This is a genomic window from Bradyrhizobium sp. USDA 4011, from assembly GCF_054063415.1.
Map to the genome: position 1 here is coordinate 8,397,030 of NZ_JBSSGG010000001.1, position 11,808 is coordinate 8,408,837.

9 protein-coding genes are annotated in these 11,808 nt (G+C 64.8%); 6 read left to right on the forward strand and 3 right to left on the reverse strand.

Annotated features, from left to right (window positions below; all coding sequences use genetic code 11):
• Position 1 precedes the first annotated feature (1 nt).
• Both cpaB and metC read right to left on the reverse strand, forming a co-directional pair.
• Positions 2-805, reverse strand: coding sequence for a Flp pilus assembly protein CpaB (gene cpaB, locus ACVW1C_RS39945; RefSeq protein ID WP_456762903.1), 804 nt, complete (start codon positions 803-805; stop codon positions 2-4).
• A gap of 292 nt (positions 806-1,097) precedes the next feature.
• Positions 1,098-2,294: a cystathionine beta-lyase gene (gene metC, locus ACVW1C_RS39950; RefSeq protein WP_456762904.1), complete on the reverse strand. Its 1,197-nt coding sequence runs from the start codon at positions 2,292-2,294 to the stop codon at positions 1,098-1,100.
• Positions 2,295-2,623: 329 nt separating this feature from the next.
• Between metC and ACVW1C_RS39955 the strand changes: the two genes are divergently transcribed.
• From ACVW1C_RS39955 to ACVW1C_RS39970, 4 genes are read left to right on the forward strand one after another with little or no spacing between them, the layout of a single operon-like run.
• A complete protein-coding gene (locus tag ACVW1C_RS39955) occupies positions 2,624-3,640 on the forward strand; it encodes an amino acid ABC transporter substrate-binding protein (RefSeq protein ID WP_176531446.1) in 1,017 nt (338 codons plus the stop codon).
• Between the two features lie 24 nt (positions 3,641-3,664).
• Positions 3,665-4,870: an amino acid ABC transporter permease gene (locus ACVW1C_RS39960; RefSeq protein ID WP_456762905.1), complete on the forward strand. Its 1,206-nt coding sequence runs from the start codon at positions 3,665-3,667 to the stop codon at positions 4,868-4,870.
• Positions 4,867-6,387: an amino acid ABC transporter permease gene (locus tag ACVW1C_RS39965; RefSeq protein ID WP_456762906.1), complete on the forward strand. Its 1,521-nt coding sequence runs from the start codon at positions 4,867-4,869 to the stop codon at positions 6,385-6,387. Before ACVW1C_RS39960 ends, ACVW1C_RS39965 begins: the two co-directional genes overlap by 4 nt.
• A gap of 11 nt (positions 6,388-6,398) precedes the next feature.
• Positions 6,399-7,139, forward strand: coding sequence for an amino acid ABC transporter ATP-binding protein (locus ACVW1C_RS39970; protein ID WP_166205262.1), 741 nt, complete (start codon positions 6,399-6,401; stop codon positions 7,137-7,139).
• A 110-nt stretch (positions 7,140-7,249) separates the two neighbouring features.
• Here ACVW1C_RS39970 and ACVW1C_RS39975 read toward each other — a convergent pair whose 3' ends face one another.
• On the reverse strand, positions 7,250-8,284 hold the full coding sequence (locus tag ACVW1C_RS39975) for a cysteine synthase A (protein WP_173642914.1): 1,035 nt from the start codon (positions 8,282-8,284) through the stop codon (positions 7,250-7,252).
• A gap of 578 nt (positions 8,285-8,862) precedes the next feature.
• Here ACVW1C_RS39975 and ACVW1C_RS39980 point away from each other — a divergent pair.
• Both ACVW1C_RS39980 and ACVW1C_RS39985 read left to right on the forward strand, forming a co-directional pair.
• Complete coding sequence (locus tag ACVW1C_RS39980) at positions 8,863-10,359, forward strand: efflux transporter outer membrane subunit (RefSeq protein ID WP_456762907.1); 1,497 nt, start codon at positions 8,863-8,865, stop codon at positions 10,357-10,359.
• The gene (locus ACVW1C_RS39985; RefSeq protein WP_456762908.1) at positions 10,349-11,800 is read left to right on the forward strand and encodes an efflux RND transporter periplasmic adaptor subunit; all 1,452 of its coding nucleotides are present in this window, start codon (positions 10,349-10,351) and stop codon (positions 11,798-11,800) included. Before ACVW1C_RS39980 ends, ACVW1C_RS39985 begins: the two co-directional genes overlap by 11 nt.
• The last annotated feature ends 8 nt before the right edge of the window (positions 11,801-11,808 follow it).

Genomic DNA, 11,808 nt, shown 5'->3' on the forward strand with positions numbered 1-11,808 from the left:
ATCACTTCTGTGTCGTCTGAGAGCTCGGGATGCCGAAACGCACCACCCGAATGCTCTCGCCCCGCTTCGGGGCCTGATCTCTGGTCTCGTCGGTCTTCTCGTTGACGTCGGCGATGCTGCGCAGCGCCAGCGCCAGCGTGCCGCTCTGCCGTGCCCGCGCGAGCGTCTCGGCCTGTTCGGGCTTGAGCTCGAGGGTCACGGTCTTGCCGATGAGGGAGTTGTTGCCGTCCTTCTCTTTCGGCGCCTGGTCGATCGCCAGCACGCGGACGTTGGACAGCAGGATTTCGGTGGTGATGATATCGCGGCTGCCCTGTTGCTGATCGGGATTCTTGTCGCGTCGCGACAGGATCACGTCGACGCGGTCGTTGGGCAGGATGAAGCCGCCGGCGCCGGTCTCCGGCGAGATTTCCGTGGAGATCGCGCGCATGCCGGAGGGCAGGATCGCGGCCATGAAGCCGCTGCCATTGGCCTTGACCAGCTTCTGCTCGCGGATCGGCTCGCCGACGATGAAGGGAGCGCGTGCGATCGAGCCGATGACGTCGTTCATGGCGTCGGCATTGGTGTCGTGCCGGATGAACGCGCTGCTCGCGGTTTCGGCCGGCCAGCGCTGCCATTGCACGTCTTCGGGCTTGACCGACTGACCGAGCCCGATATCGGACTTCGCCACCAGCACCTCGACGGTCGGTAGTTGTGCCACTGGCGGCGCGACCGGCGCCGGTTTGCGATCGCCAACGCTCGCGAGATACATGGCCGCGAGGCCTGCGACGCCGGCAATGCCGAGGACCACGATGCGTGCCGTCTTCATGCGATTGTCTGAATGCCCTTAACGCAGGGCAGTCACGTCCTCGCGGCACTGACAGCCCTTCCCGGGAGCATCAGTACGGCCGCAAAAGTATAAGGGAACTTGCTGGAAGGTCCGGACAATTAAGGGATTGGTGGGGATGGTGAACGGCGAGTTATCGGCGGCGTCGCATCTCCGCAGAATCCCGGAGATCGTGCGTGCGCAACGCGTGCGACGTTAGTCGCAACGCGGCGGCGGCAGCGTCTTGGCCGGTCGGTCGTGGTTAATGTCGTCTAACGCAGCCGGCGTGGAAAGATCAGAGCGCGGCCTTCAACGCGGCAAAACCGCGATCGAGATCGGCCTTGAGGTCGTCGAGATTCTCGAGTCCGATATGCAGCCGCAGCGTCGGGCCGCCCGGCGACCATTTGGTCGCGCTGCGATAGTCGCTGCAGTCGAACGGGATGGCGAGGCTTTCGAAGCCGCCCCAGGAAAAGCCCATGCCGAACAGCGTGAGCGCGTTGAGCATCGCATCGACCGCGGTCTGCGGCACGGGCTTCAGCACGATGCTGAACAGGCCGGAGGCGCCGGTGAAGTCGCGCTTCCAGATCGCATGCCCGGGATCGGTCTCGAGGCCAGGGTGCAGCACACGAGCGACCTCGGGCCGCGCAGCAAGCCAGCGTGCGATCTCGAGCCCGGAGCGGTGGTGCTGCGCCAACCGCACCGACAGCGTCCGGACCCCGCGCAGCGCGAGATAGACGTCGTCGGGGCCGGCGCAGACGCCGAGCAGGCGGATCGCCTCCTGCACCAGCGGCCAGGCCCTTGCATTGGCCGAGATGGTGCCGAACATGATGTCGGAGTGGCCGCCGATATACTTCGTGCCAGCCTGCATGCTGATGTCGACACCCTGTTCGAGCGAGCGGTGATAGAGCGCCGTCGCCCAGGTGTTGTCGTCGATCATGAGCGCGCCGCGGGCATGCGCCACGGCCGAGATTGCGCGGACGTCGGGCATCTCGAAGGATTGCGAACCGGGCGCCTCGACCAGCACCGCGCGGGTATTCGGCTTGAACAGCGTCTCGATGCCGGCGCCGATCAGCGGATCGAAATAGCTGGTCTCGATGCCGTAGCGCTTCAGCATGTTGTCGCAGAAATTGCGGGTCGGCCGATACGCGTTGTCGCACACCAGCAGGTGATCGCCGGCCTTCAGCACGGCGAGCAGCGTGGTGCTGATCGCGGCGAGGCCCGACGGGGCGAGGCCGACGCCGGCGCATTGCGGGCCCTCCAGCGCCATCAGCACGTCCTGCAGCGCCCGCGTGGTCGGGCTGCCGTGGCGGCCATAGGTAAATTCGGCCCGATGGGCGTGGAGGTCTTCCGCGGTCGGATAGAGCACGGTCGAGCCGTGAAACACCGGCGGATTGACGAAGCCCTTCTGGGCCTTGGTGTCGCGGCCGGCCGTGACCAGGCGGGTCGCGGCGTCGTGCGGACGGGAGGGCGTGGAGCCGTCGGAGGAGGTCATGGTTTGCTGCCGTTAGATTTTAGACTTTTTGCCGCAGCCGTACCGCGTCGGGAAGACAGGGCCACGCCGGGAGGTGTTACTAACAAGAGGTAGAAGACGTGCGTCAACCCCTTGACCCGGCTCGTCAGTCGCTATGTGATGCGCCGCAACTACCAGTCGCCGCACGTTGAGGGGCCTGCCGCGACCTACGATCCGTTGCCTGGCCGGTTTGCACGTCAAACTGACTGTCAGATCAGCATCTTTTGCTGCAAGGGATCATTGGGATGGCCCGTGAACGCGAGGCGATCGCAAAGCAAAACGTCCAACGGACGACCCTGAAAGGCCTACCCATGAAACGCGTATCCCTGGCTGTCCTTCTTGCCGCTGCCGCTGCCTTGTCGGTTCAGTCCGCCTCGGCGCAAACCCTCAAGACGGTCAAGGACCGGGGCCAGCTGTCCTGCGGCGTCAGCCAGGGCCTGCCTGGCTTTTCATCACCGGACGACAAAGGGAACTGGACCGGGATCGACGTCGACGTGTGCCGGGCCATTGCCGCCGTGGTGCTCGACGACCCGACCAAGGTCAAGTTCGTGCCGCTGTCGGCCAAGGATCGCTTCACCGCGCTGCAATCCGGCGAGATCGACGTGCTGTCGCGCAACACCACCTGGACGGTGTCGCGCGATACCTCGCTCGGCGCCAATTTCACCGGCGTGACCTATTATGACGGGCAGGGCTTCATGGTGAAGAAGTCGCTCAAGGTCAATTCGGCGCTCGAACTGAACAGCGCGTCGGTCTGCGTGCAGACCGGCACCACGACGGAGCAGAACCTCGCCGACTTCTTCAAGGGCAACAACATGAAGTACGAGGTGATCGCATTCGGCAGCATCGACGAAGCCGTCAAAGCCTATGAGTCAGGACGCTGCGACGTCTTCACCGACGACGCCTCCGGGCTCTATGCCAGCCGTCTGAAGCTCGCCAACCCCGCCGATCACATCGTGCTCCCGGAAATCATTTCCAAGGAGCCGCTGGGACCGATGGTGCGCCACGGCGACGACCAGTGGTTCGACATCGTGAAGTGGACGCTCTTTGCGATGATCAATGCCGAGGAGCTTGGCATCACCCAGAAGAACGTCGACACGATGCTCAAATCGGACAAGCCGGAGATGAAGCGGGTGCTCGGCACCGACGGCAATCTGGGTGAGCAGCTCGGCCTGACCAAGGATTGGGTGGTGCGCATCGTCAAGGCGGTCGGCAATTACGGCGAGACCTTCGAGCGCAATGTCGGCACCGGCTCGCCACTCGGCATCGCCCGTGGCGTCAACAATCTCTGGAACAAGGGCGGGATCCAGTACGCGCCGCCGATCCGTTGATCGGTCCGGCCAACGGCTGCCGCGATGAGCATCGCGCCCCGCAAACCACCGCTGCAATTTGCTCTCAGGCTGAAGCGTGCGCTTGGCGGCAAGACCGGCTGGAACGGATTGGCCGCCCAGATTGCCTTCGCCGCGATCCTGGCCTGGATCGCCTACGAGATCGTGGCGAATGCGCGGACGAACCTGGAGACCCAGCACATTGCGTCGGGCTTCGGCTTCCTCAACTACAATGCAGGCTTTGACGTCAATCAGAGCCTGATCGCCTACAACAACTCCGACACCTACTGGCGGGTGTTCTCCGTCGGCTTGTTGAACACGATCCTGGTCTCGGTGATCGGCATTGTCTTTGCCACCGTGATCGGCTTCGTCGTGGCGCTGTGCCGGTTGTCGCCGAACTGGCTGCTGTCGCGGATCGGCGGCATCTATGTCGAGATCGTCAGGAACCTGCCGGTCCTGTTCCAGATCCTGTTCTGGTACCTCGCTGTGCTCGCGGCGCTGCCGGCGCCGCGGCAGAGCATCTCGATCCTCGGTACGTTCTTCCTCAACAATCGCGGCCTGATCGTGCCGCTGCCGGTCAGTGAGCCAGGCCTCTATCCGTTCCTGGCCGCGCTCGCGGTCGGCATCGTCGTGGCGCTGGGCTTGCGGCACCACGCGCGGCGCGCCCTGTTCCAGCGCGGCCAGATGATCCGGATCTGGCCCTATGTGCTGGGTTGCCTGATAGGTCTGCCGCTGGTCTCCATGCTGATCTTCGGTTGGCCGTTGAAGTTCGAGCTGCCGCAGCTGAAAGGCTTCAACTTCGCCGGCGGCGCGCGGGTCATCCCCGAATTCGTCGCGCTGACGGTCGCGTTGTCGACCTACACGGCGGCCTTCATCGCCGAGATCGTCCGCGCCGGCGTCATGTCGGTCCACAAGGGACAGATGGAGGCAGGCGCGTCGCTCGGCCTCAGCCGCGCCGCGACGCTGCGCCTGATCGTGGTGCCGCAGGCGATGCGGGTCATCGTGCCGCCGCTGACCAGCCAGTACCTCAATCTCACCAAGAATTCGTCGCTGGCGGTGGCGATCGGCTATCCGGACCTGGTCTCGGTGTTTGCCGGCACCGCGGTGAGCCAGACCGGGCAGGCGATCGAGATCATCGCCATGACGATGGGCGTCTACCTGCTGCTCTCGCTCGCGACGAGCGCGCTGATGAGCGTCTATGGCTGGCGCATCAACCGGAGCATGGCGGCATGACCGATCTGTCCGCCCCGTCCTTTGTCCGGCAGGATCTGGTCGCCGAGCGTGCGGCGCCGGCCAAGACCACCGGCTTCATCGGCTTCCTGCGAACGCGGCTGCTGAATTCGCCGGGCAACATCCTGCTCACGATCCTCGGGCTATTGCTGGCCTGGTACATCGTTGTCCCGACGGTCAAGTTCCTTCTGGTCGACGCGGTCTGGGCCGGCAAGGATCGCACCGCTTGCCTCGCCGAAAAGGCGGGGCACGAGGTCGGTGCCTGCTGGCCCTATATTGAGGCCAAGCTGACGCAGCTGATCTATGGCTTCTATCCGGAAGCGCAGCGCTGGCGGGTCAATCTGACCTATGGGCTCGGCGCCGCGTTGTTGCTGCCGCTGCTGATGCCGCGCCTGCCGGCCAAGGGCATCAACTCCGGCCTGTTCTTCTTCGCATTTCCGGTGGTGGCGTTCTTCCTGCTGCATGGCGGCGGCATCGCGGGCTTCGGCGTGAGTTGGACCGCCGGCGTGTTGCAGCTGTTCGAGCAGAGCGTAGGCGGCGCCGGCGATCTGCTGGTCAATCTCAGCAAGAGCTCGGCGATCGCCCCGCTGCCATGGGCACTGGGCAAGGTGCTTGTCCTGGTCGGCTTGCTGATCCATTGGTTGATCTTTCCGCTGACCTGGCTGCGCGACCAGTTGCAGCTCTCGTCGCTGCCGGTCTGGGGCGATTTCCTGGTCACCGCCGTGATCGTCTCCGCCGTGCTGTTTGTGCTCGAAGGCGGCATGCGGACCGGCCGCAGAGCGCTGATCGGCAGCCTGCTGACGTTTGCCGGGATAGCCGTTGGCATCAAGCTGATGGGGCTCTATCGCGGCGGCCTTCCCATCGTCGACACGCGACTGTGGGGCGGCCTCCTGGTGACGCTGGTGATCGCGATCACCGGCATCGTTGCCTCGATGCCGATCGGGATTGCGCTCGCGCTCGGCCGCCGCTCCAGCATCCCGCTGATCCGGATATTCTCGATCGCCTTCATCGAATTCTGGCGCGGCGTGCCGCTGATCACCGTGCTGTTCTTCGCGACCTACATGCTGCCGCTGTTCGTGCCGGGCAATTTCGCCGTCGACGGGCTGTTGCGTGCCCTGATCGGCGTGGCGATCTTTACCGGCGCCTATATGGCGGAGGTGATCAGGGGCGGCTTAGCTGCGGTGGCGCGCGGGCAGGCCGAAGCCGCATCGGCGCTCGGCCTGTCCTGGTGGAAGACGACGTCGCTGATCGTGCTGCCGCAGGCGCTGCGCTACGTCATTCCCGGCATCGTCAACAGCTTCATCTCGCTGTTCAAGGACACCTCGCTTGTGTCGATCGTGGCGCTGTTCGATCTATTGGGTTCCCTGCGGGCATCGTTCTCGGACCCGAACTGGTCGACGCCTACGACGGCCTTTACCGGCTTCGCCTTTGCGGGAATGATCTATTTCGTGTTCTGCTTCGGAATGTCGCGCTACTCGCTGTTCGTCGAACATCGGCTCAACGCTCACCGCCGCCACTGAACAAGGTCACCATGTCCACAACCCCGATCGTCAACATTTCCGCGCTCAACAAATGGTACGGCGACTTCCACGTGTTGCGCGACATCAACCTTGAGGTCGGCAAGGGTGAGCGCATTGTGATCTGCGGCCCGTCCGGCTCGGGCAAGTCGACCCTGATCCGCTGCATCAACGCGCTGGAGGAATTCCAGGAGGGCGAGATCGTGGTCGACGGCATCGAGCTCGGCCCGAACCTGCGCCGGGTCGACGAGGTGCGGCGCGAGGTCGGTATGGTGTTTCAGAGCTTCAACCTGTTCCCGCATCTCACCGTGCTCGACAATTGCACGCTGGCGCCGATCTGGGTGCGCAACATCCCGAAGAAGGATGCCGAGGCGGCCGCGATGAAGTTCCTCGAGCGGGTCAAGATCCCGCATCAGGCCAACAAGTTTCCCGGCCAGATGTCGGGCGGTCAGCAGCAGCGCGTCGCGATCGCCCGCGCGCTGACCATGAACCCGAAGGTGATGCTGTTCGACGAGCCGACCTCGGCGCTCGACCCGGAAATGGTCAAGGAGGTGCTCGACACCATGGTCGATCTCGCCAGGGAGGGCATGACCATGCTGGTCGTAACCCACGAAATGGGCTTTGCCCGCGAGGTCGCCAACCGCGTCGTGTTCATGGACGCCGGTCAGATCATCGAGTCGAACACGCCGCAGGAATTCTTCGCCAACCCGCAGCATGCGCGGTCGAAGCTGTTCCTGAGCCAGATATTGCGGTGATTTCCGCTGTCATTGCGAGCGGAGCGAAGCAATCCAATCATCCGCGTCGGAAGCATGGATTGCTTCGTCGCAATAGCTCCTCGCAATGACGTTTGCGGGGACGTCGTTCGTCAGACGAACGGCAGCTCGATCTTGCTGCGCTTTTCCAGCCATTCCGGGACCGGCAGATTCTTCGAACGCATGAAGGCCGGGTTGAACAGCTTGGACTGATAGCGGTTGCCGGAGTCGCACAGAATGGTGACGATGGTCTTGCCGGGGCCGAGCTGCTTGGCGAGCTGGATCGCGCCCGCGATGTTGACGCCGGTCGACCCGCCGAGGCAGAGGCCCTCGTGCTCCAGTAGCTCGTAGATGATGGTCACGGCTTCCTCGTCGGAGACCAGGAACGCATCGTCGACGTTCGCTGTCTCGATCACCGGCGTCTTGCGTCCGAGGCCGATGCCTTCGGTGATCGAGTCGCCCGGCGTCGATTTGACCTGGCCGTTCTTGAACAGCTCGTACATCGCAAAGCCGTGCGGATCGGCGCAAGCGGTGACGACGTCCTTGTTCTTTTCCTTCAAATAGCGGCTGATGCCGGCCAGCGTGCCGCCGGTGCCGACCGAGCAGATGAAGCCATCCACCTTGCCGTTGGTCTGCTGCCAGATCTCCGGTCCCGTCGAGTCGTAATGTGCCTTAGGATTGTCGAGGTTGTTCCACTGGTCGGCGAACAGCACGCCGTTCGGCTCGGTCTTGCGCAGCTGCTCGGCGAGACGCCTGCCGAGATGCTGATAGTTGTTCGGATTGGAGTAGGGCAGCGCCGGCGCCTCGACGAGCTCGGCCCCGCACAGGCGCAACATGTCCTTCTTTTCCTGGCTCTGCGTCTCCGGAATGACGATCAGGGTGCGGTAGCCCCGCGCACTGGCTACGACCGCAAGTCCGATGCCGGTATTGCCCGCGGTCGATTCGACCACCAGCCCGCCGGGCTTCAGATCGCCGCGCTTTTCGGCCTCCAGGATCATCCCCTTGCCGGCGCGATCCTTCACCGACTGGCCGGGATTCATGAATTCGGCCTTGCCGAGAATGGTGCAGCCGGTCAGTTCGGATGCGCGTTTCAGCTTGATGAGGGGGGTGTTGCCGATCGCTTCAATGACGTCTTTGTTGAATGCCATGTCGGGGAATTTCTTTGCCGGTCTGTGTCTTGCTTGCGGCGAACCTAGTGTGCTGATCGAAAAAGGGAAGGGCTTTTGCACTGCGGCAAATGGCGGGTCACCACGCTGAACCCGATTGGCGCGCACCATATGAGGAGGCTGTTTTGCCGCGGACCGGTCGTCTGGCAGAATCGTTCTGCGGCCGGCGCTTTTGCGTCAGTTGCGCGCGATCGACCAAGTCAAGGCCTGACGAGGCGTCGCCTGGCGCAGCGAGATCGTTGTCGCTCCGGCGCATGTTGCGGATTCGGAGCAACAGGGCCGAGAAATCCCCATGAAATCTTTGTAAGAATGACGCCTTCCGGCACCGGTCTGAAGCGCGCGGAAATGCCGTAAAAATAGGGAAAAGTCGGCATTCCGGGTAGCCGCGAATCGCTTGTGATGCGACGTCGCGCAATCGTGACAGGGCTGTCCGCCCTATCTTCCCAAGGGTAGGATGGGACAGCCAGGTTCCATTGGAAGCATTACCCCGTGCACGTCACCCAGACCATTGCTGACCGCGTCGTTCGTGCGCCACGGGCGAAGTCTGGCTTCGGCGGAGAATGGGTGTGACCCAGCCCGCGTCCGTGATGGTGCCTGGAGGCCGGTTCGGCCTCGCCGTCCGCATGCGACGGCTCGTGGGACGCTCGTTGGTCGCGCTCGGCCTGGTCGCGGCCTCCGCCGGCTGCATTCTGACCCAGGACATCCCCGATCCGGCGCTCGACGTACCGCAGGGCTACAAGGCTGCGCGGCTGGGCCGGCCGGGCGACGCGCTACCCACGCTCGACTGGTGGCGAGGCTTCCGCTCCAAGGAGCTGACGCAGCTGATGGAGGAGGCGCAGACCGTCAACCTCGACATCGCCGCGGCCGTGGCGCGCTTCCGGCAGGCCGACGCGCTGGCGCGGCAGGCGGGTGCGGCGCTGCTGCCGACCGTCAATCTCAACGGGTCTGAAACCTATTCACGCACCTCCGGCTCCAGCGCAAGTGGTCTCACCAACGGCGGGCGCGAGGTGGTGAACTACGGCGCATCGCTGAGCGCGAGCTACCAGCTCGACTTCTGGGGCCAGAATCGCGATGCCGCGCAGGCGGCGGAGGAGACCGCCGTCGCCAACCGGTTCGACCGCGAGGTGGTGGCGCTGACCACGCTGGCGAGCGTCGCCAACGCCTATTTCACGGTGCTTGCCACCCAGGACCGGCTGCGTACCGCACAGCGCAATATCGCCAGCGCCGAGCGCATCCTCAACGCGATCCGGGATCGCTTCAAGGCCGGTACCGGCTCCGATCTCGATGTCGCACAGCAGGAGAGCGTGCTGGCCAACCAGCGCGCGTTGGTGCCGCCGCTGCGGCAGACGCTCGACCAGAACATCAACGCGCTCGCAGTGCTGGTGTCGCGGCCGCCGGAGAGCGTACGCGTTGCCGGCGGCTCGCTCAACTCCGTCGCGATCCCGCGCGTCACGCCAGGCTTGCCCTCCGAATTGCTCACCCAGCGTCCCGATATCCGCAGGCAGGAGGCGCAGCTCGCATCCGCCACCGCCAATGTCGGCAGTGCGCGGGCGCAGTTCTTCCCGAGCATCCAGCTGACCGGGACGGGTGGCTATCAAAGCCAGGCGCTGGTCTCGCTGTTCCAGCCGCATGCGGCCTTCTTCAATCTGGTCGGCGGCATGACCCAGCCGATCTTCGACGGCGGCCGGATCCTCGGCAATTTCGAGAACGCAAAGGCGCGGCAGGATGAGCTGCTGCAGACCTATCGCAAGACGGTCGTGCAGTCGTTCACCGATGTCGACAACGCGCTGGTCGCGATCCGCGAGACCACGCGGCGGCTGCAGTTGCAGCGCGACGTGCTGTCGTCGTCGCGACGTGCCTTCGACCTGGCCGAGCAGCAGCTCAAGGCCGGCACCGCCGACATCGTAACTGTGCTAAACACGCAGCTGACCCTATTCCAGGCGGAAGACGCTTATTCCCAGGCCCAGCTGGCCCGGCTGTTGGCGATCGTGAGCCTGTATCAGGCCTTGGGGGGCGGCTGGGAACCGAAGATGGAAAGACCGGTCGATGCTCTTTAAGCCCGACTCGACGGACGACGAGAAAACCTCAGCCTCACGCAAGCGGAGCCTGGTCTCGCGCCTGCTTGGACGCATGGTGTCCCTGCTCATCACGCTCGTGATCCTCGGCGGGCTCGGCTACCTCGGTTGGCTCGCTTTCCAGCCCAAGCAAGGCGGAGGCGGCGGGCGCGGCGCGGGCGCGCGGCCCGATCTGCCGGTCCCGGTGCTCGCGGCCACGCCGCGTGTGCAGGACGTGCCGGTCTATCTCGACGGCGTCGGCTCGGTGAAGGCGCTCAACACCGTGACGGTGCGCTCGCAGGTCGACGGCAAGCTGCTCAAGGTGAATTTCGTCGAGGGCCAGGACGTCAAGAAGGACGACGTGCTGGGCGAGATCGATCCTGCGATTTATCAGGCGCAATACGACCAGGCGTTGGCCACGAAAGCCAAGGACGAAGCGCTGCTCGCTAATCAGAAGATCGACCTCACCCGCTACGAGCAGCTCGCTGCCACCAACGCGGGCTCCAAGCAGCAGGCCGACACACAGCGTGCGCTGGTCGCGCAGCAGGAGGCCGTCATCAAGGCCGACCAAGCCCAATTCGACAATGCGCGCGCCACGCTCGGCTACACCAAGATCGTCGCGCCAATCTCCGGCCGTGCCGGCCTGCGCCAGGTCGACCAGGGCAATATCATCCACGCCTCCGATACCACCGGGCTCGTGATCCTGACCCAGCTGCAGCCGATCGCGGTGTGGTTCAGCCTGCCGCAGCAGCAGATCATGCGGGTCAACGCCGCGGCGGCGAAGGGCCAGCTCGCGGTCGACGTGTTCGGCAACGATGGCGTCACCGTGGTCGATACCGGCAAGCTCACCGGCATCGACAACCAGGTCGATCCGACCACCGGCACGCTGAAACTGAAAGCCGAACTCGCGAATGCCAGCTACCAGCTCTGGCCCGGCCAGTTCGTCAATGTCCGGCTCAAGGTCGAGACCTTGCCGCAGGCAATCGTGGTGCCGACCTCGGCGGTGCAGCGCGGCCCGGCCGGGACGTTCAGCTATGTGATCGGCGCGGACAATACCGTCACCGCCAAGCCGGTCACGGTCACGCAGCAGAACGAGCATGAAGCCGTCATCGCCAGCGGCCTGACCACGTCGGACCGCGTCGTGACGACGGGCTTTGCCAATCTCGCTGATGGCTCCAAGGTCGTGGTCGGCAAGGACGACGGGCCGCCGGCGGCCGATCTCGCGCCGCGCACGCGCAGCCGTACTCCGGACGGCAAGCGCGGGGCGCAAGGCGAGGGGCGGAGCAAGGACCAGAGCAAGGACGCCAAGCAGGATGGGCAGGGCGGCGAGCATCGCGGCCGGCGCGACCACAGCGAGGGCGATCAGAAGGGGCAGACCGGACCGGCGCCCGCGCCGGCGGCGGGGAGCGAACAGTCGGGCGGCGCGCCGAAGGCGCAGCCATGACCGGAATC

Excerpts from the sequence above, each read along its gene's own strand:
- cpaB (WP_456762903.1), bottom strand. The coding sequence starts at position 805 with ATGAAGACGGCACGCATCGTGGTCCTCGGCATTGCCGGCGTCGCAGGC.
- metC (WP_456762904.1), bottom strand. The coding sequence starts at position 2,294 with ATGACCTCCTCCGACGGCTCCACGCCCTCCCGTCCGCACGACGCCGCG.
- ACVW1C_RS39955 (WP_176531446.1), top strand. The coding sequence starts at position 2,624 with ATGAAACGCGTATCCCTGGCTGTCCTTCTTGCCGCTGCCGCTGCCTTG.
- ACVW1C_RS39960 (WP_456762905.1), top strand. The coding sequence starts at position 3,665 with ATGAGCATCGCGCCCCGCAAACCACCGCTGCAATTTGCTCTCAGGCTG.
- ACVW1C_RS39965 (WP_456762906.1), top strand. The coding sequence starts at position 4,867 with ATGACCGATCTGTCCGCCCCGTCCTTTGTCCGGCAGGATCTGGTCGCC.
- ACVW1C_RS39970 (WP_166205262.1), top strand. The coding sequence starts at position 6,399 with ATGTCCACAACCCCGATCGTCAACATTTCCGCGCTCAACAAATGGTAC.
- ACVW1C_RS39975 (WP_173642914.1), bottom strand. The coding sequence starts at position 8,284 with ATGGCATTCAACAAAGACGTCATTGAAGCGATCGGCAACACCCCCCTC.
- ACVW1C_RS39980 (WP_456762907.1), top strand. The coding sequence starts at position 8,863 with ATGGGTGTGACCCAGCCCGCGTCCGTGATGGTGCCTGGAGGCCGGTTC.
- ACVW1C_RS39985 (WP_456762908.1), top strand. The coding sequence starts at position 10,349 with ATGCTCTTTAAGCCCGACTCGACGGACGACGAGAAAACCTCAGCCTCA.